Source organism: Stenotrophomonas sepilia (assembly GCF_003244875.1).
Classification (GTDB): Bacteria; Pseudomonadota; Gammaproteobacteria; order Xanthomonadales; family Xanthomonadaceae; genus Stenotrophomonas; species Stenotrophomonas sepilia.
Map to the genome: position 1 here is coordinate 88462 of NZ_LXXZ01000002.1, position 22762 is coordinate 111223.

The 22762-nt window shown below is 65.7% G+C and carries 16 protein-coding genes and 1 pseudogene; 8 read left to right on the forward strand and 9 right to left on the reverse strand.

Features of this window, described 5'->3' with window-relative positions; genetic code table 11:
* Nucleotides 1-8: 8 nt before the first annotated feature.
* Nucleotides 9-176, forward strand: coding sequence for a LiaI-LiaF-like domain-containing protein (locus A7X97_RS21810; RefSeq protein ID WP_005418011.1), 168 nt, complete (start codon nucleotides 9-11; stop codon nucleotides 174-176).
* A 106-nt stretch (nucleotides 177-282) separates the two neighbouring features.
* On the opposite strand, the gene dcd is transcribed toward A7X97_RS21810, so the two are convergent.
* Together dcd and apbC are read right to left on the reverse strand one after the other, a co-directional pair.
* Nucleotides 283-855 (reverse strand): dCTP deaminase, encoded by a 573-nt coding sequence (gene dcd / locus A7X97_RS00480; RefSeq protein WP_005418012.1) that lies wholly within the window; start codon nucleotides 853-855, stop codon nucleotides 283-285.
* Between the two features lie 78 nt (nucleotides 856-933).
* Nucleotides 934-1788 carry an iron-sulfur cluster carrier protein ApbC gene (apbC, locus tag A7X97_RS00485; protein WP_005418013.1) on the reverse strand — a complete coding sequence of 285 codons (855 nt, stop codon included), beginning with the start codon at nucleotides 1786-1788 and terminating at the stop codon, nucleotides 934-936.
* Between the two features lie 214 nt (nucleotides 1789-2002).
* Here apbC and A7X97_RS00490 point away from each other — a divergent pair, with 214 nt between their 5' ends.
* The 7 genes from A7X97_RS00490 (at nucleotide 2003) to A7X97_RS00520 (ending at nucleotide 17048) form a co-directional block, all read left to right on the forward strand.
* Complete coding sequence (locus A7X97_RS00490; RefSeq protein WP_065185504.1) at nucleotides 2003-4792, forward strand: TonB-dependent receptor plug domain-containing protein; 2790 nt, start codon at nucleotides 2003-2005, stop codon at nucleotides 4790-4792.
* A 386-nt stretch (nucleotides 4793-5178) separates the two neighbouring features.
* Nucleotides 5179-8154 (forward strand): TonB-dependent receptor plug domain-containing protein, encoded by a 2976-nt coding sequence (locus A7X97_RS00495; protein WP_005418015.1) that lies wholly within the window; start codon nucleotides 5179-5181, stop codon nucleotides 8152-8154.
* A 94-nt stretch (nucleotides 8155-8248) separates the two neighbouring features.
* A complete protein-coding gene (locus A7X97_RS00500) occupies nucleotides 8249-10276 on the forward strand; it encodes an alpha/beta hydrolase family protein (protein ID WP_072168515.1) in 2028 nt (675 codons plus the stop codon).
* Between the two features lie 169 nt (nucleotides 10277-10445).
* Nucleotides 10446-12548, forward strand: a complete 2103-nt coding sequence (locus A7X97_RS00505) for a M13 family metallopeptidase (protein WP_072168541.1) — start codon at nucleotides 10446-10448, stop codon at nucleotides 12546-12548.
* A gap of 215 nt (nucleotides 12549-12763) precedes the next feature.
* On the forward strand, nucleotides 12764-14773 hold the full coding sequence (locus tag A7X97_RS00510) for a M13 family metallopeptidase (protein ID WP_088497838.1): 2010 nt from the start codon (nucleotides 12764-12766) through the stop codon (nucleotides 14771-14773).
* Between the two features lie 123 nt (nucleotides 14774-14896).
* Nucleotides 14897-15391 (forward strand): VOC family protein, encoded by a 495-nt coding sequence (locus A7X97_RS00515; protein WP_088497839.1) that lies wholly within the window; start codon nucleotides 14897-14899, stop codon nucleotides 15389-15391.
* 73 nt (nucleotides 15392-15464) lie between these two features.
* Complete coding sequence (locus tag A7X97_RS00520; protein WP_088497840.1) at nucleotides 15465-17048, forward strand: phytoene desaturase family protein; 1584 nt, start codon at nucleotides 15465-15467, stop codon at nucleotides 17046-17048.
* 90 nt (nucleotides 17049-17138) lie between these two features.
* On the opposite strand, the gene A7X97_RS00525 is transcribed toward A7X97_RS00520, so the two are convergent.
* The 7 genes and pseudogenes from A7X97_RS00525 to A7X97_RS00555 all read right to left on the reverse strand — a co-directional run bounded on the left by A7X97_RS00525 (nucleotide 17139) and on the right by A7X97_RS00555 (nucleotide 22691).
* Nucleotides 17139-17813, reverse strand: coding sequence for a rhomboid family intramembrane serine protease (locus tag A7X97_RS00525; protein ID WP_005410509.1), 675 nt, complete (start codon nucleotides 17811-17813; stop codon nucleotides 17139-17141).
* Between the two features lie 93 nt (nucleotides 17814-17906).
* Nucleotides 17907-18335 carry an MGMT family protein gene (locus A7X97_RS00530; RefSeq protein WP_404830527.1) on the reverse strand — a complete coding sequence of 143 codons (429 nt, stop codon included), beginning with the start codon at nucleotides 18333-18335 and terminating at the stop codon, nucleotides 17907-17909.
* Nucleotides 18242-19162 (reverse strand): DMT family transporter, encoded by a 921-nt coding sequence (locus A7X97_RS00535; protein ID WP_061479639.1) that lies wholly within the window; start codon nucleotides 19160-19162, stop codon nucleotides 18242-18244. The genes A7X97_RS00530 and A7X97_RS00535 overlap by 94 nt, the downstream gene beginning before the upstream one ends.
* Nucleotides 19163-19321: 159 nt before the next feature.
* The gene (gene gorA / locus A7X97_RS00540; protein ID WP_072168518.1) at nucleotides 19322-20680 is read right to left on the reverse strand and encodes a glutathione-disulfide reductase; all 1359 of its coding nucleotides are present in this window, start codon (nucleotides 20678-20680) and stop codon (nucleotides 19322-19324) included.
* Nucleotides 20677-20838 (reverse strand): annotated as a pseudogene (locus A7X97_RS00545) (amino acid dehydrogenase); the annotation flags it as partial. The gene gorA and the pseudogene A7X97_RS00545, both read right to left, overlap by 4 nt.
* A 26-nt stretch (nucleotides 20839-20864) precedes the next feature.
* Nucleotides 20865-22109 (reverse strand): DUF418 domain-containing protein, encoded by a 1245-nt coding sequence (locus tag A7X97_RS00550; RefSeq protein WP_088497841.1) that lies wholly within the window; start codon nucleotides 22107-22109, stop codon nucleotides 20865-20867.
* 99 nt (nucleotides 22110-22208) lie between these two features.
* Nucleotides 22209-22691 carry an FKBP-type peptidyl-prolyl cis-trans isomerase gene (locus A7X97_RS00555; RefSeq protein WP_005418041.1) on the reverse strand — a complete coding sequence of 161 codons (483 nt, stop codon included), beginning with the start codon at nucleotides 22689-22691 and terminating at the stop codon, nucleotides 22209-22211.
* Nucleotides 22692-22762 lie beyond the last annotated feature (71 nt).

Sequence of the window (22762 nt, forward strand, 5' to 3'; positions counted from 1 at the left end):
CCGACCCGATGCGATTCAACCTCGTTGCCGCCGTCCTGCTGATCCTGATCGGCCTGTTCATGCTCGCCAGCAATCTCGGCTGGACGCACCTGAACCTGTCCAAGCTGCTGCTGACCTGGTGGCCGGTGGCCCTGGTGGGTGTCGGCATCGCGATGCTGTTCGGTCGCGGCAAATAAGAAAGGCGGCGCATTGCGCCGCCTTCCTTCATGTGGAGCCGGGCCATGCTCGGCTGCCCTGCCTTGAAGCCGAGCATGGCTCGGCTCTACAAATCGCCTGCAATCTTCAGGTCCGCGGCAGGGTCACGCCGGTCTGGCCCTGGTACTTGCCGCCACGGTCGCGGTACGACGTCTCGCAGATGTCATCGGCGGCCGCCTGGAAGAACAGCATCTGCGCCACGCCTTCGTTGGCGTAGATGCGCGCCGGCAGCGGCGTGGTGTTGCTGAATTCCAGGGTGACGTGGCCTTCCCATTCCGGCTCCAGCGGCGTCACGTTGACGATGATGCCGCAGCGCGCGTAGGTGCTCTTGCCCAGGCACACCACCAGGGTATCGCGCGGAATGCGGAAGTACTCCACGGTACGCGCCAGCGCGAAGCTGTTGGGCGGGATGATGCACTCATCGCCGACGATATCCACGAAGCTGCCCGGATCGAAGTGCTTGGGATCGACGATCGTCGAGTTGATGTTGGTGAACACCTTGAACTCGCGCGAGCAGCGCACGTCATAGCCATAGCTGGACGTGCCGTAGCTGACGATGCGCTGGCCGTTGGCCTGCTTGACCTGCCCGGCCTCGAACGGCTCGATCATGCCGTGCTGCTCGGACATGCGGCGGATCCAACGGTCACTCTTGATGCTCATGCTTTGTCCTGGGGGTACGAGGGGGCGCGAGGATTCTAGCAGGGGGCCGGCCTGCGCCGGCGGCCCCTGCCCCAGCACTTACAGCAGCGAGGACAGGATCGGGATCGAGGCCCGCGGGCGCTTGCCGACTTCCTCGATCAGGCGCTGCGCGGCATGGCGGTAGGCCTGGGCCGGTGCCGAATCCGGCTGGGCCACGGTGATCGGCGTGCCTGCATCGCCCTGCTCGCGGATGCCGATCTGCAGCGGCAGCGACCCCAGCAGCGGCACGCCGTACTGCGCGGCCATGCGCTCGCCGCCGCCCTCGCCGAACAGGTGCTCGATGTGCCCGCAGCTGCTGCACGTGTGCACCGCCATGTTCTCGACGATGCCCAGCACCGGCACCTCGACCTTCTCGAACATCTTCAGCGCCTTCTTCGCATCCAGCGTGGCGATGTCCTGCGGCGTGGTGACGATCACTGCACCGGCCAACGGAATCTTCTGGGTCAGGGTCAGCTGGATGTCACCCGTGCCCGGCGGCAGGTCGATCAGCAGGAAATCCAGGTCGTCCCACAGGGTATCGTTGAACAGCTGCGTCATCGCCGAGGTGGCCATCGGGCCGCGCCAGATCATCGGGGTGTCTTCTTCGATCAGGTAGCCGATCGACATGGTGTCCACGCCGAACGCACGCAGAGGCTCGATGCTCTTGTTGTCCGGGCTTTCCGGGCGGCCGGACAGCCCCAGCATGGCCGGCACGCTGGGGCCGTAGATGTCGGCGTCGAGCACGCCCACCCGCGCACCGAGCTGCTGCAGCGCCACGGCCAGGTTCACCGAGGTGGTGGACTTGCCGACGCCGCCCTTGCCCGAACCGACCGCGATGACATTGCGGATGCGGGCATGCGGCGTAAGTCCCTTCTGGACCTGGCTGGCATGGGGACGGCGGGGAGAACTGTTCACAACGAGCACCGGCGGAGTCAGGGGGATAACCCGACATCATACAAGCTGGACGTAACCTGACTGAAATTCAGGATTGCGACGGATTCGTGCACAGATTGTTAAGTTCATGTTACGTTCGATCAGCACTGTTTTGAGCTGCGGAGCCCGTTGTTCCGGCCCGCGCGATGGCGCATGCGCAGTGCCGTTTTTGTTTTTTGCTCTCCATTGGAACTACATGAAACACGTCAGCAATACCGCACGTCGCAACACGCTCGCCGTCGCCCTGATTTCCGCTCTGATGGCCGCCTCCCCGGCAATGGCCCAGGACAAGGCGACCAACCTGGACAAGATCACCGTCACCGGTTCGCTGATCCCGCAGACCCAGGTCGAAACGCAGACCCCGGTGATGTCCATCACCGCCGAAGACATCCAGACCCGCGGCTTCAGCAGTGTTGCTGAAGTGCTGCAGCAGTCATCGCTGACCACCGGCGGCCTGCAGGGTGGCCAGACCTCGGGTGCGTTCACCCAGGGCGCCGAAGCCGCCGGCATGTTCGGCCTGAATCCGGGCTACACCAAGTACCTGATCAACGGCCGCCCGATGCTCTCGTATCCGGCGCTGTACAACGGCAGCGAGTCGTTCAACAACATCAGCGGCATTCCGATCGACATCGTCGAGCGCATCGAAGTCCTGCCGGGCGGCCAGTCGTCGCTGTATGGCTCGGACGCGATCGCCGGCGTGGTCAACATCATCCTGAAGGAACGCATGGACGGCGGCACGATGTCGATCCGTGGCGGTACCTACACCGAAGGTGGTGGCAGCAACATCCGCTTCAGCGCCGCCAAGGGCTTCAACGCGTTCGACGACCGCTTCCACGCGCTGGTCAACGTGCAGATCGAAAACGGCAGCCCGATCTGGGGCTACCAGCGTGACATCACCAAGCAGAACAACCCGGTCGGTTACACCGCGCAGCTGCCGTCGAACGACTTTGCTGTCATCGGCAACGCCGACAACAAGCTGTACATGATGGACCCGACCCGCTGCGCCAACGTGGCAGGCCTGTACGACGGCACCACCACCGTCGGCAAGCGTGCATCGGGCGAATCGTGCGGCTCGGTGTACAGCGCCGGCTACAAGACCCTGAAGAACGGCAAGAACAGCGGCCAGTTCTACTCGTCGATGACCTTCGACGTGAACGACAACTTCCAGCTGTTCGCCGACGTGCTGTACAGCAAGGAAAAGACCGAATTCACCTCCGGCTCCAGCGCCTTGTGGTGGGGCACCAAGTCGGTGATGGGCGGCTTCTACGACCAGGGCCTGGGCAAGGTCGTGAACCTGCAGCGCGCCTTCGCGCCGGAAGAAATCGGCCCGGGCCACTACAACAACATCCTGAACTCCGATGAGAGCCGTTCCTACCAGGTCACCCTGGGCGGCAAGGGCATGGTCGGCGACTGGGACTACAGCGCCAGCTTCACCCGCGGCGAATACCGTCTGGACCAGAACCGCTTCGCGCGCTGGAAGGACAAGATCGAAGGCTTCTTCGGCGACACCGTGCTGGGCCCGCGCCTGGGCACCACTGCTGATGGCTTCGGCATCTACAACCCGAACTACACCGCCTTCTACTCGCCGATCACCCCGGACCAGTTCGCCAGCTTCACCGGCTATGGCACCCACCGCAGCAAGACCTGGCAGAACCTCGGTCGCGTGCAGGTGACCAACGGTTCGCTGTTCTCCCTGCCGGGCGGCGACGCCGGCCTGGCCGTCGTGCTGGAAGGCGGCAGCGAAGGTTGGGACTACTCGCCCGACCAGGCCTTCGTCGATGGCAACGCGTGGGGCGCCAGCGCCGTGGCCGGTGCCGGCCACCGCAGCAACTACGCGGTGACCAGCGAACTGCGCATGCCGGTGTTCGAGTCGCTGACCATCAGCGCCTCGGGCCGCTATGACGCCTTCAAGATCGCCGACAAGACCGTCGACAAGGCCACCTACAGCATCGGCCTGGAATACCGTCCGGTGGAAAGCCTGCTGCTGCGCGGCAAGTACGGCACCGCGTTCCGCGCGCCGACCCTGTCCGATGCCTTCCAGGGCATGAGCGGCTCGTTCGCCTCCGGCCAGAACGACTACTACCGCTGCAGCCAGATGGGTTACGCGCTGCGTGACGAAGCCTGCTCGTTCTACAAGACCACCTCGGTGTACAGCGAAAAGTCCGGCAACCCGGACCTGAAGCCGATCACCGCCGACGTGTGGAGCGCAGGCGTGGTGTGGGCCCCGGTGAGCAACTTCTCGCTGTCGGTCGACTACTACAACTGGAAGATCAAGAACGAGGTCAAGACCCTGAGCACCGACCAGCTGCTGCTGGCCGAGTACCAGTGCCACAACGGCCTGCCGAACAACACCTCGGCCAGCTGCCAGAACGTGACCGACTGGGTGACCCGCGACGCCGGTGGCAACCTGACCCGCGTGTACACCCCGAAGCTCAACGTGGCCAGCCAGAACCTGGAAGCGGTGACCGTCGGTGCCAAGTACCAGCAGGACCTGGGCCGCTTCGGTTCGCTGATGTTCTCCGGCAACTACACCAACATGCTCAAGCGTGAAGTGGTGGCCCTGCCGGGTGCGCAGAAGCTGGACCTGCTGAGCGATCCGTACAACATGTGGTACTACGACAACTTCGCCAAGGTACGCGGCGACGTGTCGGTGGGCTGGGCCATCTCCAAGTTCACCACCACCGTGTACGCCAACTACGTCGGCAGCACCCCGAACTACCTGGCCTACACCGGCCGCAGCTATGACTACGTCCACTCCTCCGGCGCCAAGGCCGGCAAGTGGGGCTCGTACACCACGTACAACATGAGCCTGAACTACCAGGCACAGGACGATCTGACCCTGTCGCTGATGGTCAACAACGTGTTCAACAAGCTGCCGGAAGGCCAGCGCTACAACTACCCGGGCAACGAATCGACCCCGTTCAACGACGGCTTCTACAGCGTCTACGGCCGTCAGATCTCGGCCCAGGTCAAGTACGACTTCTGATCCCGTCGTATTCCGGACCGCGTGTCTGGACCAGGCCCCGCTTCGGCGGGGCCTTTTTTTTGCCTACGATCAGGCCGAACCGTCCCGTTCAGAAAAAAGTCACTTTCGAACGGAATGGTGACAATGCGATACAGATCAACCAGATACGTTGATTTCGACGCGCGTTCTCGCAGTCAGCGCGGCTGACGAATCACACCTCCATGACTGCATCATGAATGCTTGACAGCCTTGGTTAATGTGATGTTAATCTCGAGTCATCGGCACGTGAAGCCGGTACCAGCGCCGGGCGGCGGCACGCTGCCGACACTGGGCAAGGGACACACGGAGACGTCGACAAGGACCAGTCCCGGTGTACGACGCAATCATTCGATTCAAGGGGATTTCAGATGATCAATCGCAAGTCGCTCAGCAAGCATCCGCTGAGCTTCGCCCTCGCCTCTGCCGTGCTGCTCGCCGCAGCCGCCCCGGCGATCGCCCAAGACGCCTCCAGCACGACGCAGACCGAGGAAGCGCCCAAGTCGAAGGCCACCAACCTGGACACGGTGACCGTCACCGGTTCGCGCATCAGCCGCGACGTGTTCAACTCGGTTTCGCCGGTGCAGGTCGTCACCCGTGAAGAAACCACCCTGGCCGGCTTCAACTCGACCACCGCCGCCCTGCAGAGCACGGCGGTCACCGCCGGTGCGGCACAGATCAACAACGCCTACGGCGGCTACGTCACCGACGGCGGCCCGGGCGCCAACACCCTGGGCCTGCGCGGCCTCGGCCCGACCCGCACCCTGATCCTGCTCAACGGCCGCCGCGTATCGCCGGCCGGTACCCGCGGCTCGGTCGGCTCGACCGACCTGAACGTGCTGCCGAACTCGATCGTCGACCGCGTCGAGATCCTGAAGGACGGCGCCTCGTCCATCTACGGCTCCGACGCCGTGGCCGGCGTGATCAACATCATCACCAAGACCAAGGTCGACGGTGTCACCTTCGAAGCGCAGCACAACGCCACCGACGGTGGCGGCGGTGAAGAGCGCCGTTACTCGATCATGTTCGGTTCCACCGGCGAGCGCTCGCACTTCTCCGGTTCGTATGAGTACTACACCCGCAACGAACTGACCCTGGCCGACCGCAGTTGGGCAGGCGGCTGCCCGACCGACATGTACCGTGACATCGAGGCCGGCGACTCCTGGGGCAGCGGTGACTTCATCGATCCGCTGACCGGCAAGCCCAAGTGCTGGTCGCTCGATGCCGGCGGCACCACCCTGAACACCATCGGCACCAACACCCGTACCGGTGTGGCCGCTCCGGGCGGCGTCGGCACCCGCTTCAACCGCTGGCGCCCGAACGCGGCGATCACCACCGGCCTGGTCGGCTACGAAGGCGTGGACCTGAACACCCGCGACACCTTCGACCCGGCCATGCGCAACGAGTCGCTGATCTCGCCGACCAAGACCCACACCCTGTACTTCCAGGGCGGCTTCGACCTCAATGCACTGGGTGATGCCGAGCTGTACTACGAGTTCCTGGGCAACAAGCGCAAGTCGACCCAGACCGGTTACCGCCAGCTGACCCTGGACTACGCCGTGGGCAGCCCGCTGATCCCGGCCAACCTGCGTGACAGCGTAGCCGGCGCCCCGACCGACCAGACCAGCGGCAGGAACCTGGGCGTGCGTGCGTTCATCGGCTTCGGCAACGACACCAACAAGCAGAACGTCGACTTCCTGCGCTTCAATGCCGGCCTGCGTGGCCACCTGAGCTCGGAGTGGAACTATGACTTCAACGTCATGCACGCCCGCAGCGACGCCGACTACACCTTTGAAAGCTTCCTGACCAGCCGCCTGCGCCAGAGCCTGGACGTGGTCTCCAACGGTGCGGGTGGCTATGTCTGCCGCGACGCTTCCAACGGCTGCATCGCCGCGCCGGCGCTGAACACCAACACCATCGGCGGCAAGCTGCCGCAAGACTGGAAGGACTGGGTGTTCGTGCCGGTCACCGGCAACACGCTGTACAAGGAAACCACGGTCAACTTCAACGTCAACGGCCCGCTGTTCGACATGCCCTACGGCTCGGCCGGCGGCGCGTTCGGCGTCGAGTACCGCAAGGCACGGATCGACGACACCCCGTCGCCGTACTCGATCAATGCCGACCTGTACAACCTGACCAACGCCACCCCGACCCGCGGTTCGGACTCGGTGCTCGAGGCCTACGGCGAACTGGAACTGCCGCTGCTGTCCGGCGTCACCGCTGCCGAGGAACTGACGGTCAACCTGTCCGGCCGCTACACCGACTACAAGTCCTACGGCTCGGATGAGACCTACAAGATCGGCGCGCTGTGGACGCCGGTGAAGTGGCTGTCGTTCCGTGCTTCGTACGGCACCTCCTACCGCGCACCGGCGCTGTTCGAACAGTTCCTGGGCGGCACCACCGGCTTCCTGAGCAGCAGTGCCGACCCCTGCAACGAGTATGGTGATCGCAACCCGAGCTCGCCGCGCTACCAGAACTGCGCATCGCTGGGCCTGGCACCGGACTACCTAGCCACCCAGGGCGTGACCGTGGTCACCCAGGGTGGTGCCGAGGCCGGCCTGGAAGCCGAAACCTCCAAGGCCAAGACCCTGGGCGTGGTGATCCAGCCAGAATTCGGCAGCGGCTTCGGTGACCTGTCCTTCGCCGCCGACTACTTCGACATCGAAGTGAAGAACGGCGTCGACAGCGCGGGCGGCGCGAACATCCTGTCGCGCTGCTATGACAGCGGCAGTGCCGACTTCTCCTCCGGTTCGGGTCTGTGCCGCCTGGTGGCCCGCAACCCGGTCAACAACCAGCTGGTGGTGACCAACGGCTTCATCAACCTGTCCACCGACAAGGTCCGTGGCCTGGACTTCACCACCCGCTATGTCCGCGAAATCGGCCCGGGCACCCTGCGCACCACGCTGCAGTTCACCCACTACCTGGAACAGGCCAGCAAGGTCTTCTCCGACGATCCGCTGGTGGACTACAACGGCATGCTGTCGCGTCCGGAAAACACCGCCTCGCTGGACCTGAGCTACAAGTGGAAGAACTGGCAGGTGCGTTACGGCCTGGACTGGATCGACAAGATGGACAGCTACGCGTACTACGAGGAGCGCAACCCGGGTGACTTCGATCCGGCTACCTCGGCGTACAAGCTGTACACCCCGAACTACTTCCTGCAGGCCATCTCGGTGAAGTATGAAGCGGATAAGTGGTCGGTCACCGGTGGCGTGCGCAACTTCGCCGACCGCAAGCCGCCGACCATCTCCCAGGGTGTCTACAGCACCGTCGGCAACGCGCTGTTGTACAGCGGCTTTGACTACTTCGGTCGCAGCTACTTCCTGAACATCACGCGTTCGTTCTGATCCTGCTCCCTGCAACCGCCGCCCTTCGGGGCGGCGGTTCCATTTCAGGCACTGCCTTTTCCACAGGCAGCTGCCGCTGCATTCCGAGGTTGCAATGAAGCGAACCCTGTTGCTGGCGGCCCTGGCCAGTGTTTCCCCGTCCCTGCACGCCAAGCCCGAAGCTCCGACCATTGAGCAGATGGCGGCCTTCCCCGCCATCTCCAGCCTGTCGCTATCGCCGGATGGCCAGCACATCGCCGGCCTGCGCGCCAATGGCGAAGAGCGCGTGATCGTGGTGTGGCGCACCGATGCACTGGACAAGCCGCCAACGGTGATCGGCGCCAACCGCATGAAGTTCCAGAGCGTGTCGTTCATCAAGAACGGGCAGCTGGCGGTGGTGCTGTGGCAGCCCTACGACCTGCGCGCGGACCGGGTGACCAAGACCTTCGTCAGCAAGTTCTTCATCACCGACATCGAAGGCAAGCAATGGAAGGAGCCGATCACGCCGCCACGTGCCAGCAGCCGCAGCGAGGAGCTCGAGCAGGCCCTGGCCAACGCCACGGTACTGGACACCCTGCCCAACGATCCGGACCACATCCTGGTGGTCAACGGCAGTGGCAGCAGCTCCGGTGACGTCTACAAGGTCGACCTGCGCAACTTCACCTCGCAGCGCATCCAGAAGACCGAAGAGCGCGTGGCCGGCTACATCACCGACCTCGACAGCGAGCTGCGCGCACGCCTGCGCCAGGATGTCGACGGCACCGGTGCCTACGTCGCCACCGAGTTCCGGTCGCCCGCCACCGGTACCTGGGAAGAGCACTTTCGCTCCTATGTGAAGAACCGCGACGTCAACCAGGTGATCGGCTTTGCCGACGACCCGAACATCGCCTTCGTGCTCAGCAATGTCGGCCGCGACAAGGCGATCGTGTATGAGTACGACATCAGCGCGCGCAAGCAGAAGGAAGTGCTGTTCGAGCACAAGCTGTTCAACGCCGGTTCGATGCTGATCAACCGCTTCCGCAAGGGTGCGGTGCCGTTCGGCGAGATCATGGGCATCGGCTACGCCGGTCCGCGCGGTGACGACATGCAGTGGACCTCGCCGCGCATGAAGGCGCTGGACCAGGGCCTGCGCCAGGCCCTGGGCATCACCCAGGAACCGCTGGCGATGGTCGATACCGCCAACGGCCAGCGCTTCACCGCCAACTACGATACCGGCGTGAGCCTGCGCATCGTCGACTACACGGCGGACCTTTCCAACGTGCTGGTCGTTACCTCCGGGCCTTCCAATCCGCCCGAATACCACCTGCTGCACGACGGCAAGCTGACCCTGCTGGCGAAGACCTACCCGCAGATCCAGCCTGCCGCGCTGGGCCAGACCCGGCTGGTCTACTACAAGGCACGCGACGGGCTGGACATTCCTGCATTCCTCACCACGCCCAGCACCGAGCTGTGCGGCGCCGGCCCCTGGAAGGCGGTCGTGCATCCGCACGGCGGGCCCTGGGCGCGCGATGGCATGGACTTCGATGGCTCGATGTGGGTCCCGCTGATGGCATCGCGCTGCATGGCGGTGCTGCGCCCGCAGTTCCGTGGCTCGGCCGACTGGGGCCGCAAGCTGTGGATGGCCGGTGACGCCGAGTGGGGCCAGAAGATGCAGGATGACAAGGACGACGGCGCGCAGTGGATGATCGACCAGAAGATCGCCCGCCCCGGCCACATCGCCATGTTCGGCTTCTCCTATGGCGGCTATTCGGCGTTTGCGGCCTCGGTGCGCCCCAACGGCCTGTACAAATGCGCCATTGCCGGCGCCGGCGTCTCGGATATCAAGAAGATCTGGTCGCGCTTCTATACCAACCCATTCTTCCGCCAGGCCCAGGCCCCCACGGTGGCCGGCCTGAACCCGGTGGACAAGGCCGGCGAGATGAAGATCCCGTTGATGGTCTACCACGGCGATCGCGACCGCACGGTGCCGATCGAACAGTCGGAGTGGTTCGTGAACAAGGCGAAAGGTTCCGGCCAGCCGGTCGAGTTCCACGCCATCGCCGACTACGCCCACGGGCCGGCCTGGACGCGCCGCATCATGGCCGACCAGTTGCAGCTGATAGACGACTACCTGGGCAAAGGCTGCGGCGGCGGCGGCCTGTAAGCGTTACCGGCCTACAGCAGGGGCGCCCGGCGGGCGCCCTTGCACGTTCTGGCCCTTGCGCGGGGACATGACCTTCGACACCCTTGCAGGTCTGGCCGGCGGCGTATCGTTCGGCCCACGGTCGCACCTGCGGCCACTCCCTGACTCACTCGGCCCGGAGGCCATTCAAGTGACCCGTACTCCCAAGATCGTGCTGCTGACCCTGGCCGTTTCGGCCGCGCTGGTCGGCTGCGGCAAGACTGAAACCCCGGCCAAGGACGCCGCCGCCTCCGCCCCGGCCACCGCCGAAGCCACCACCTATAAGCTGGACGAGAGCAAGCTGCCGGCCTACAACGCCTTCCAGCCGAGCGACCTGGACACCACCAAGGACGCCTGCACCGCCTTTGGCGACTACGTCAACAGCAAGTGGCTGGCCGCCAACGAAATCCCGGGCGACCGCACCAGCTGGGGCGCGTTCACCATCCTCGACGAGCGTTCGGTGGCCGTGCAGCACCAGCTGGCCGAACAGGTCGCGCAGGTCAAGAACCCGAACCACATCGAGAAGATCGTCGGCGACCTGTGGGCGACCGGCATGGACGAAGCGAAGATCAACGCGCAGGGCATCGAGCCGCTGAAGGCGGACCTGGCGGCGATCGACGGCCTGCAGGACAAGGCAGCGATCGCCAATTACCTGCGCACCAGCGCCGCCAAGGGTGACAACGTCCTGTTCGGCTTCGGTGCCGAAGCGGACTTCAAGAACTCGGCCATGAACATGGCCTACGCCAGCCAGGGCGGCCTGGGCCTGCCGGATACCACCTATTACACCGATGCCAAGAACGCCGACAAGCTGAAGGCCTACCAGGCGCACGTCGCCAAGGTGCTGGAGCTGTCCGGCGTCGCCGCGGCCGACGCGGCCAAGCAGGCCGAGGACGTGGTCAAGTTCGAAACCCGCCTGGCCAAGGCTTCCAAGTCGCGCGTCGAGCTGTCGCGCAACGTCGAGCTGTACTACAACCCGGTCACCCTGGCCGACGCCGACAAGCTGACCCCGAACTTCAGCTGGACCGAGTTCTTCAAGTCGCAGGGCGTGGCCGCACCGGAGAAGTTCTCGCTGGCCATGCCGGCTTTCCATGAGGAAGTGAGCAAGGCGCTGGGCGATACCGACCCGTCGGTGTGGCGCGCCTACCTGCGCTTCCACACCGTGGACAGTGCCTCGCCGTACCTGGCTGACGCCTTCGTGCAGGAGAACTACGAGTTCTACGGCAAGACCCTCAACGGCCAGAAGGAACAGAAGCCGCGCTGGAAGCGCGTGCTGGGCACCATCGAGAATGATGCCGGTGAAGCCTTCGGCCAGCTGTACGTGAAGGTTGCCTTCTCGCCGGAAGCCAAGGCGAAGATGGAAGAACTGGTGAAGAACCTGGCCGCCGCGCTGAAGGACCGCATCCAGGGCCTGAGCTGGATGAGCGAGGAAACCAAGGCCAAGGCCATCGCCAAGTGGGAGACCTTCACCCCGAAGATCGGTTACCCGGACAAGTGGCGCGACTGGTCGGGCCTGCAGACCCAGCGCGACAGCTTCCTCGGCAACGTGCGCGCGGCCAACGAGTTCAACTACAAGTTCAACCTGTCCAAGATCGGCAAGCCGGTGGACAAGACCGAGTGGGGCATGACCCCGCAGACCGTCAACGCCTACTACAACCCGCTGCAGAACGAGATCGTGTTCCCGGCCGCCATCCTGCAGCCGCCGTTCTTCGATCCGAAGGCCGACGACGCGCTGAACTACGGCGGCATCGGTGCGGTGATCGGTCATGAGATGACCCACGGCTACGACGACCAGGGTGCGCGCTTCGGGCCGACCGGCAACATGGAAGACTGGTGGACCCCGGCCGACAAGAAGAACTTCGAAGGCCTGACCGGCAAGCTGGTCAAGCAGTTCGACCAGTACAAGGTGGACGGCCAGGCGGTGAACGGCCACCTGACCCTGGGCGAGAACATCGCCGACCTGGGTGGCCTGGCCACCGCCTACGACGCCCTGCAGAAGGCCTCCGCCGGCAAGGAAGATGCGAAGGTCGATGGCTTCACCCGAGACCAGCGCTTCTTCTTCAACTGGGCCACCGTGTGGCGCACCAAGTACACCCCGGAAAACGCCAAGGTCCGCCTGGCCACCGACCCGCACGCCCCGGCGCAGTTCCGTGCCATGGGTGCGCCGTCGAACCTGCCGACCTTCGCCGCCGCGTTCCAGTGCAAGGCCGGTTCGCCGATGGCCCGCACCGGCGAGCAGCAGGTGGTGATCTGGTAAGCAACGGCTGACGTTGCGGCGTACCTGCAAGGGCCCGGGAATTCCCGGGCCCTTGTTTTTCACAGCGCCCGTCATCCACGCATGGCCCACGCCGTTGGAAGATGCCGACCTTGGTCGGCGCACGGCTCGGCGGACCACCGTGATGCGTGCATGCCGCGCCCATGCCCGGCTTGCTATAGTGCGCGCGCCCTCAATCCATCACGGATTCGTTCCACATGCCCAACTTCCGTCCGCTTGCCATCGCCCTGGGCATCAGCCTGGCGACTCTGGTCCCGACCCACGATGCGTTTGCCGCCGCCAAGAAGAAGGCCGCACGCGCCCCGGCCGTCAGCGCCCAGTGCAGCGACTTCTACAACACCACCAATGCAGGCTGGCTGAAGGCCAACCCGGTTCCGCAGACCGGCGCCACTACCGCACTGGGCCAGCTGGTCGACCGCAGCCGCCAGCAGCAGCGCGACCTGCTCGATGCCGCGATGAAGTCGCCGCAGGGCAACGTGCAGAAGCTGCTGGGTGACTTCTGGGCCAGCGGCCTTGACGAAGCCGCCGTGGAAGCGGACGGTTCCAATCCAATCGCCCCGCTGCTGACCCGCATCAACGCCATCAAGAAGGCCAAGGATGTGCCGGCCTCGATCGCCGCGCTGCACCAGGTGGGCATCCCGGTCGCCTTCAACTTTGGCCCTGACGTCGACCTGAAGGCACTGGACCGCCACATCGGTTACTTCATGCAGGGCGGCATGGGCCTGCCGGATCCGGCGTTCTATACCCGCACCGACGCCGATACCGTGGCGCTGATGGGCCGCTACCGCAACTACGTCAAGCAGATCCTGGCGCTGACCGGCACCCCGGCGGCCAAGCTGGATGCCGAATCGCAGGCGGTGATCGCGCTGGAGACCGAGCTGGCGCGCAACGCGCAGTCGCTGGCCGGCATCAACAACCCGTTCAACAACTACGCGCCGATCTCCACAAAGGAGCTCAACAGCCGCTACCGCAACCTGCAGCTGGACGCGTTCCTGAAGGCACAGGGCGTGGATGACGACCTGGTCTCGCTGGCCGATCCGGGCCTGTTCAAGCAGCTCGATGGCATGGTCACCAAGCTCAAGCCGGACCAGTGGAAAGCCTACCTGCGCTGGCGCGTGGGCGACTCGATGGCGCCGTACCTGTCCAAGGCCTACCGCGACGCCGAGTTCGAATTCCGTGGCCGTGTGCTGCGTGGCCAGACCCTGCCGCCGCAGCGCTGGGAATCCGTGCTGGATGCAATCAATGTGGCCGCCGGCCCGATGGTCGGCCGCGAGTACGCCGCCCGCTACCTGTCGGCCGAAGATCGTCGCCAGGCCGCATGGATCGTCGACAAGGTGCGCGAAGTACAGATCGAGGCGGTAAAGAACAGCAGCTGGATGAGTGCCGAAGCCAAGACCGAAGCGCAGGCCAAGCTGGCTGCGCTGAAGATCGAGATCGGCACGCCACTGCGCGACCTGGACTACAGCGTGCAGCCGATGGGGCGCGGCTCGTTTGGTGGCAACATGCTGATTGCATCGACCTGGCGCCACCGCGAGGAAATGAAGCGCATCGGCAAGGGCAATGCCGACCGCCGCTGGGACGTGCTGCCGCAGCAGCCGTCGCTGGCCTACGACCTGGCGCAGAACCGCCTGATCGTCACCGCCGCGATCCTGCAGGGCCCGGTGTTCAACGCCAAGGCCGACACCGCCGACAAGTTCGGCAGCTTCGGGGGCCTGGTCGGCCATGAGCTGACCCGTGCGATCGATGCGAAGGGCGCGCTGGTCGATGCCAAGGGTGAGCTGCGCAGCTGGTGGACCCCGGCCGACAAGACCGCCTGGACCCTGCTCGGCAATCGCGTGGCCGCGCAGTACAGCGCCTACGACTTCCCGGGCGTAAAGGGTGCCAAGGTCAATGGCACGCTGACCCAGGAAGAGAACCTGGCCGACATCGCCGGCCTGGAACTGGCCTGGGCGGCGTATACCGCGCAGGAACCGAAGGCCAAGCAGGCACAGCAGCAGGGCTTCTTCCGCGCCTGGTCGGCACTGTGGGCACAGCAGCTGTCGCCGAACGAGGCCGCGCGCCGCCTGACCGCCGACATCCGCGCACCGGGCCTGTGGCGCAGCAACGGCACGCTGGCCAACCTGCCGGCGTTCGGTGCCACCTTCAGTTGCAAGGCCGGGCAGCCGATGCAGCGCAGCGAAGCCGACCAGATCAAGGTCTGGCGCTGAGCCCGCGGCCGCACTGGTAGTACAAAGGGCGCCTTCGGGCGCTCTTTTTTTGCGGGTGCAGCACGATCCCGGGTTAACACTGCGCGTGCTATCGCTGCGGCTTCGTCCAACGCGGAGCCGGACATGGCACACAAGAACACGATCTGTATCTGGTACGACAACGGCGCGCTCGAGGCCGCCACCTTCTATGCCAGCCTCCTGCCAGACAGCGCGGTGACCGCTGTCCACCACGCCCCGGGCGACTACCCGGACGGCAAGGAAGGCAACGTACTGACGGTCGAATTCACGGTCTGCGGCATCCCCTGCGTCGGCCTCAACGGCGGCACCGCGTTCAAGCACAGCGAAGCCTTCTCCTTCCAGATCCAGACCGAGGACCAGGCCGAGACTGACCGCTTGTGGGACGCCATCGTCAGCAACGGCGGACAGGAGAGCCAGTGCGGTTGGTGCAAGGACCGATGGGGCATTTCCTGGCAGATCAGCCCACGCATGTTGATCGAAGCGGTGACCAGCCAGGACAAGGCACTGGCCAAGCGCGCCTTCAACGCGATGATGCCGATGAAGAAGATCGACATCGCCACCATCGAAGCGGCAATCAAAAAAGGGGACGGAGGGGATTAAGTCGTTTCTTCCCCCCTGTGCGCAGATGCGGATTGCGACTTAATCCCCTCCGTCCCCTTTTTCCGAGGTGCTGATGTCCTGGGATGCGATCATCATCGGTGGCGGCCACAACGGCCTGGTCTGCGCGGCCTATCTCGCACGCGCTGGCAAGAAGGTGCTGGTGCTGGAACGTCGTGGCGTTCTCGGCGGCGCGGCGGTCACCGAGGAATTCCACCCCGGGTTCCGCAACTCAGTGGCGTCCTACACGGTGTCATTGCTGCAGCCGAAGGTGATCGACGACCTGCAGCTGCATGCGCATGGGCTGCGCATCATCAATCGCCCGGCCAACAACTTCCTGCCATTGCCGGACGGCCGCTACCTGCTGTCCGCACCGGGCCGCACCCAGGCCGGGGTCGCGAAGTTCTCCGAGCGGGATGCACAGCGGCTACCCGAATACGAAGCGCGCCTGGAGATCTTCGCTGATGTGCTGCGCGCCTGGGCCCTGCGCGCGCCGCCGGACCTGGGTGCAGCAGGCGGTTGGCGTGCGCTGCCCGCCCTGTGGCAGATGGGCCGCCTCGGTCGTGAACTGGCCACGCTGGATGCCTCGCTGCGGCAGGAGCTGCTGGACCTTTTCACGCTGTCGGCGGCCGAGTACCTGGACCGCTGGTTCGAAAGCGAGCCGATCAAGGCGCTGTTCGGCTTCGATGGCATCGTCGGCAACTACGCAAGCCCCTATACACCGGGCAGTGCCTACGTACTGCTGCACCACGTGTTCGGCCAGTGCAATGGCATGAAAGGTGCGTGGGGCCATGCGATCGGTGGCATGGGCGCGATCAGCCAGGCCATCGCCACTGCCGCGCGGGAGGCCGGGGCTGAGCTGCGCGTGGATGCCGGTGTGCAACGCCTGCTGATCGAGCAGGGTCGTGTCGTGGGCGTGGCGCTGGCCAACGGCGAAATCCTGCGCGCACGCGCGATGATCGCCAACGTCAATCCAAAGCTGCTGTACGAGCAGATGCTGGCACCGGAGCAGGTACCGGACGCAACGCGCGAACGCATGGCGAACTGGCGCTGCGGTTCCGGCACGTTCCGGATGAATGTCGCGCTGTCGCAGCTGCCGGACTTCCGCGCTCTGCCCGGTCCCGGCGATCACCTCAGCGCCGGCATCATCATGGCCCCAAGCCTGGATTACATGGACCGTGCCTGGCTGGATGCGCGTCGCAATGGCTGGTCACGCGAACCAATCGTGGAAATGCTCATTCCCAGCACGCTGGACGATTCGCTGGCGCCGCCGGGGAAGCACGTCGCCAGCCTGTTCTGCCAGCACGTGGCGCCCGTGCTGCCCGGCGGGCGTCACTGGGATGATCATCGTGAAACGGTGGCCGATCTGATGATCGCCACCGTTGAACGGTATGCGCCGGGTTTCGCTGGCAGCGTACTGGGCCGCCAGGTGCTGTCACCGCTGGATCTGGAGCGCACCTTCGGCCTGATCGGCGGCGACATCTTCCACGGAGCGCTCAGTGCCAACCAGTTGTTCTCGGCACGGCCGATGGTTGGCCAGGCTGGCTATCGTGGTGCCCTGCCCGGCCTTTACCTGTGCGGGTCGGGTACGCATCCCGGCGGTGGCGTGACCGGCGCGCCAGGTCACAATGCGGCGCAGGTGGTGTTGCAGGATCTGTGAGGGCGTGCCGACCAAGGTCGGCACCTACCCGCGTGGGAGAAGGCGTGCCGACCAACGGTCGGCACCTACAGCGTCAAATGATCCTTCGGATCATTTGACGCTGCGCAGATGGTTCGGGCGCTTCGGTGGGCCGGGCGGTCGGCGCTTGTTGAACGGCGGCTGCCCGCGCCAGTAGCGAATCAGCAACCAGCCGAACAGCATGCCGCCGAGGTGCGCGAAGTGGGCCACGCCCGGCTGCCAGCCGGTCATGCCCAGCACCAGTTCGCCCACGCCGAACAGGATCACGAAGGTGCGCGCCTTCATCGGGATTGGTGGGAACAGCAGCATCACCCGCTGGTTCGGGAACAGCATGCCGTAGGCCAGCAGCAGGCCGAACACGCCGCCAGAGGCACCCAGCACCGTGGCCGGGTTCTCCAGCAGCGTACCCACCAGCAGCTGGCAGACACCGGCACCGGCCACGCAGACCAGGTAATACAGCAGGAAGCGCTTCTCGCCCCAGGTCTGCTCCAGTGGCGCACCGAACATGAAGACCGCCAGCATGTTGAAGAACAGGTGGCCGAAGCTGCCATGCAGGAAGCCATAGGTCAGCAGCTGCCAAGGCTGGAAGTTGCCGCCCGGCGAGAACGCATCGAAGCCCTGCTGCAGCGGTTGCAGCATGAACGGCTCAAAGGTCTGCATGCCGAGCAGGAACGGCTGCTGCAGCAGGAACAGGATCGCGTTGGCGATCAGCAGGGCCTTGGTGACGGTTGGCAGTCGCGGGAACATGGGAGCACCGGCATGGAACGACCTCCATCATAGCCGCAGCACCGCGCCTTGTTGGCGACCCGCAGGTCCGGCCTGTTCAGTCGCCAGCGGCGCTCAGCCCGGCCCCCATACGGCAGCATCCAGCGCTACCGCCGGATCGGTCGTGGGCATCTGCACCCGGCCGTTCTCAACCACCACGCCCTCGGCACGCAGCCGCTGCGACTGCTCGCGCCAGCCCGCCGACCCTTCTTCCATGGCGATGCGCCCATCCGAGCGCAGCACGCGGTGCCAGGGCAGGTCCGGGTCGTCGTTCTGGCCCAGGATGCGCGCGGTCAGGCGTGCACGCCCGGGCAGGCCCGCGCGCATCGCCACCTGGCCGTAGCCCATCACCTGCCCCGCCGGGATCGCGCGGATCACCGCCAGGATGCGCGCACGCGCCTGCTCCGGCGTCAGCGCCGCAGGCGGGTCACCAGCAGAACGCCGATCAGCACCAGCACGGTGCCGGCGATCTGTGCCGGCCCCATCGGTTCGTCGAGCAGCCATAGGCTCATCACGATGGTGGAAACAGGGCCCAGCATACCGACCTGTGCGGCCAGCGACGAACCCACGCGCTGCACCGCCAACATGATCGCCAGCACCGGCAGCACCGTGCAGACAGTGGCATTGACCAGCGACAGCCACTGTACCGGCGCCGGTGCCTGCCACAGCAGTGGCAGCGGATGGGTCACCGCGAAATGCAGCAGCACCAGCACGCTGGCCACGCAGCTGGCATAGGCCGTCAGCCGCACTGCACCGATGCGCGCGACCACCTGCCCGCTGCCGAACAGGTACAGCGCGTAGCTGAGCGCACTGCCCAGCACCAGCAGGCTGCCGACGATGATCTGGCCGCCCTCGCGCTGCAGGTCGTGCCCGAAGGCCAGCAGCACGCCGAGGTAACTCAGCACCAGCGCGCCGATCTGCCAGCGTCCCGGCCGCTGGCGCGCCAGCAGCACGTTGATCAGCAGCACCAGGGTCGGGTTCAAGTACAGGATCAGCCGTTCCAGCGTCACGCTGATGTACTGCAGGCCCTGGAAATCGAGCAGGCTGGACAGGTAATAGCCGGTGAAGCCCAGCCACAGCACGCGGGCGCGGTCGGCCCAGGACAGCGGTGTGGCCCGGCGCGCGGCCCACAAGGCCATCAACGCGAACAAGGGCAGCGCCATCAGCATGCGCAGGGCGAGCAGCGTGGTGGCATCCACGCCGTGGCGCAGGCCGAGCTTGACGATGATGGCCTTGCCGGAAGCAGCAATGGCGCCGATCGCAGCCAGGCCGATACCCCCCAGCGCGATGCGGGGGGAAGCCGTAGCGATGCGGGAAGCGGGCGTGGACATCAGGACGACGGCGGGCCGCGCAGAGCGGCCCGGTAAGGCGTGGGGGCGCCCATTGTCGCACGGGCGCCCCCGGTGCCCTGTAGAGCCGAGCCTGCGCTCGGCTTCGCCAAGCCTGGGCGAAAAGCAGCCGAGCGTGGGCTCGGCTCTACAACTGCGGGCTCAGCGCATCAGCACCACTTCCTCGGCCGAGGTCGGGTGGATCGCCACGGTGTCGTCGAACTGGGCCTTGGTTGCGCCCATCTTCACCGCCACCGCGAAGCCCTGCAGGATCTCGTCGGCCGCTTCGCCCAGCAGGTGGATACCCACCACGCGCTCCTCCGGGCCCGCGCAGACCATCTTGAACAGGCTGCGCTGGGTGCCGTTGGCCAGCGCCTGCAGCATCGGGCGGAAACGGCTGTGGTAAACGCTCACCTGGTCAAAACGCGCGCGCGCTTCCTCTTCGCTCATGCCCACTGCACCCAGCGGCGGATGCGAGAACACCACGCTGGCCACGTTCTCGTAATCCATCTTCGATTGCGGACGTCCACCGAACAGGCGGTCCATCAGCCGCCGTGAAGCGGCCACCGCCACCGGGGTCAGGCCGACCTTGCCAGCGATGTCGCCGACCGCGTGCACGCTCGGCACAGAGGTGGTCTGCCATTCGTCCACCTGCACCTGCTGGTGCTCGCCAATGCCGATGCCGAGCGCTTCCAGGCCCAGATCACGGCTGTTGCCGCGGCGGCCGGTGGCAAAGAACACCGCATCGAACACGCTGTCGATCGGGCCGTCATGGCCGAACGCACGCACGCGCTCGCCATCGCGCTGCAGTTCGCGCAGGCGATAGTCGAAGTGGATCCGCACGCCCTGCTGCTTCAGGTTCTCGGCCAGCTGGTCGGTCAGCTCGTAGTCGAAGCGCTCCAGCAACCGCTTGCCCCGCACCAGCAGGCTCACCTTGCTGCCCAGCGCCTGCAGCAACCCGGCCAGTTCCACCGCGATGTAGCCGCCACCAATGATCGCCACCTCGGCCGGTGCCGCACGCAGATCGAAGAAGTCATCGGAAACCAGGCCCAGTTCCGCGCCGGGAATATCCGGACGCAGCGGATGCGCGCCGGTGGCGATCAGGATGTGCTCGGCGCTGTAATGCACGCCGTCACTGCAGGCCACGGTATGCGCATCAAGCAGACGGCCGCGCGCAGGGATGCGCACCACGCCGGTTTCATCCAGGCGCTTGTGGTAGCTGGTGTGGATGTTGGTGATGTAGGCCTGGCGATGGATCACCAGCTCCTTCCACGACAGCGCCGGGCGTGCCTCGACATCGAAGCCCATCGCATTGGCCAGGCCGATGCGCTCGTGCAGGTCGGCCGCCAGCCACATCGCCTTCTTCGGCACGCAGCCAACATTGACACAGGTACCGCCCAGTTCGCCCGGTTCCAGCATCGCCACGCGCTTGCCATGCTGCGCTGCACGGATGGCACCGGCCAGGCCGGCGGAACCGCCGCCAAGGACGATCAGGTCGTAATCATAAGGTGCAGTGCTCATCGGAATCGCTCGGGTCGGTAAGGGGCAGGATCGATCGCTGGCGTGCGGCCGCAGACGAGATCGGCGATCAGCTGGCCGGTGCCGGCGCTCATGCTGATGCCGAGCATGCCATGCCCCGCTGCAAGCCAGACGTGAGGATGCGCGGGCGCGCGGCCGATCGGCACAGCGCATGCGTGCCCATCGCTCACCCCTGCTCCGTGCTGCGCCGCATCGGTGGCCACTGCCGATAGGTCATCGCACGCCATATCCACTCGATCGGGCCGAAGCGGAAATGGCGCAGCCACAGGTGCGAGAAGACCACCTGCGCGGCAAACAGCAGCAGCGCGAACAACAGCTGCACGCTGCGCGGCATCATCTCGAACCTGCCCAGGCCATAGTGGTAGAAGGTCCAGGTACACAGCAGCGACTGACCAAGATAGTGGGTCAGCGCCATGCGCCCGACCGGTGCCAGCCAGGCCAACCGCGCACGCCAATGCACGATCCACGCGAGGTAACCCAGGCACATCGGCAGGCCACCGATCGTCACCAGCGCCATCGCCGCTGTCACCGGCAGGCCGTAGGCACCCGGCGCCAGGTAGGGCTTCCAGGCAATACCCAGCAGCGTGACCACGAGGCCCAGCGGCAGTGCCCCCCAACGCAGCACCGCGTACAGCCGCGGAAAGCGCTCCGGCGTCGCCAACGCGCCGCTGGCGGCGAACCAGCTGCCGATCAGGAACATGCCCAGCACTTCCGGGCCGGTGATCAGCAGCGCGCCCATCGAGGTGCCGAACTCGCTCAGGCGCTGCACAGTGGCCTGCGCCCAGCTGCCCTGCCCGTACACCTGCCGCTGCAGGTCGATGCTCTGCTGCGCCTCGGCAAGCATGCCCCGCACCTCTTCGGCCGAAGCCATCGACACCATCGCGCCCACCAGCAGCATCAGCGCAACGCCGCCCAGATAGACGATTACGCCCATCCACGGCAGCCAGCTGCGCGGCGCCTCGCGGCAGGCCAGCAACGGCAACGAGACCAACGCGTACATCACCAGGATGTCGCCGGACCAGACCAGCAGCGCGTGGCACAGGCCGATCAGCAGCAAGCCAGCACTGCGGCGCAGGTAGAACGGGGTGAAGTCGCGCCCGGCGGCCTCAGCGCGCTGCGCCATCACCGCGAAGCCGGCGCCGAACAGCAGCGAGAACAGGGTGAAGAACTTGCCCTGCACGAACACGTACACAAAGGCATCGGCCCAGTAGTCGATGCCCTGCCAATGTACGTCGATGCCGGTGAAGGCCAGGTCCAGCGGTCCGCTGAAGGCCTCGATGTTCATCAGCAGGATGCCCAGCAGCGCGGCACCGCGCAGCACGTCCAGCACGGCGATGCGTTCGCCGGAAGCGACCGGCTGCAGGGAAGGAGAAGCGGCGTTCACGGGGCGTCCGTCAGGCAGGTCCGCCATTATGCCGCCGGCCCGTACGCCATGGATGGCCGCGCCGTGTTCCAGAAACGCAACGGCCCGCCGAAGCGGGCCGCTGCATCCATCACGATCGCGCTGCGATCAGTGCTGGTGACCACCGTCGCCGTGGACGTGGCCGTGGTCGATCTCTTCCTTGCCGGCTTCGCGCACGTCGACGATCTCGACGTCGAAGTGCAGGTCCTTGCCGGCCATCGGGTGGTTCAGGTCGACGTCGACGACGCTCATGCCGACCTTCTGCACGGTCACCGCACGCGGGCCGAAGTTGGTCTGCAGCACGACCTGCTGGCCCGGGGCCAGCTTGGTGTTGCCGAAGTGCTTCTTCGGCACGCGCTGGGACAGACCTTCACGACGCTCGCCGTAGGCATCGGCCGCCTTGACGTCGACGTTGAAGGTCGCGCCGGCTTCCTTGTCCATCATGGCGTTTTCCAGGCCCGGGATGATGTTGCCGTGGCCGATCAGGATCGCCAGCGGCTCGCCGCGGTCCTTGGACGACTCGATCGGCTCCTGGCCGACTTCGGAAACGGTGTAGTGGAAGCGGACAACGCGGTCTTTTTCGATCTTCATGCGCAACTCTGTCTGGATCTGCCGGAGGCAGGCGGGTTGGGGCGGGTTGTCGCCCGGCGGGGACGCCGCCA

Excerpts from the sequence above, each read along its gene's own strand:
- A7X97_RS00525 (WP_005410509.1), bottom strand. The coding sequence starts at position 17,813 with ATGTTCCCGCGACTGCCAACCGTCACCAAGGCCCTGCTGATCGCCAAC.
- gorA (WP_072168518.1), bottom strand. The coding sequence starts at position 20,680 with ATGAGCACTGCACCTTATGATTACGACCTGATCGTCCTTGGCGGCGGT.
- A7X97_RS00535 (WP_061479639.1), bottom strand. The coding sequence starts at position 19,162 with ATGTCCACGCCCGCTTCCCGCATCGCTACGGCTTCCCCCCGCATCGCG.
- A7X97_RS00510 (WP_088497838.1), top strand. The coding sequence starts at position 12,764 with ATGCCCAACTTCCGTCCGCTTGCCATCGCCCTGGGCATCAGCCTGGCG.
- dcd (WP_005418012.1), bottom strand. The coding sequence starts at position 855 with ATGAGCATCAAGAGTGACCGTTGGATCCGCCGCATGTCCGAGCAGCAC.
- A7X97_RS00550 (WP_088497841.1), bottom strand. The coding sequence starts at position 22,109 with ATGGCGGACCTGCCTGACGGACGCCCCGTGAACGCCGCTTCTCCTTCC.
- A7X97_RS00555 (WP_005418041.1), bottom strand. The coding sequence starts at position 22,691 with ATGAAGATCGAAAAAGACCGCGTTGTCCGCTTCCACTACACCGTTTCC.
- A7X97_RS00500 (WP_072168515.1), top strand. The coding sequence starts at position 8,249 with ATGAAGCGAACCCTGTTGCTGGCGGCCCTGGCCAGTGTTTCCCCGTCC.
- A7X97_RS00495 (WP_005418015.1), top strand. The coding sequence starts at position 5,179 with ATGATCAATCGCAAGTCGCTCAGCAAGCATCCGCTGAGCTTCGCCCTC.
- A7X97_RS00515 (WP_088497839.1), top strand. The coding sequence starts at position 14,897 with ATGGCACACAAGAACACGATCTGTATCTGGTACGACAACGGCGCGCTC.
- A7X97_RS21810 (WP_005418011.1), top strand. The coding sequence starts at position 9 with ATGCGATTCAACCTCGTTGCCGCCGTCCTGCTGATCCTGATCGGCCTG.
- A7X97_RS00520 (WP_088497840.1), top strand. The coding sequence starts at position 15,465 with ATGTCCTGGGATGCGATCATCATCGGTGGCGGCCACAACGGCCTGGTC.
- A7X97_RS00490 (WP_065185504.1), top strand. The coding sequence starts at position 2,003 with ATGAAACACGTCAGCAATACCGCACGTCGCAACACGCTCGCCGTCGCC.
- A7X97_RS00530 (WP_404830527.1), bottom strand. The coding sequence starts at position 18,335 with ATGGCTGCTCGACGAACCGATGGGGCCGGCACAGATCGCCGGCACCGT.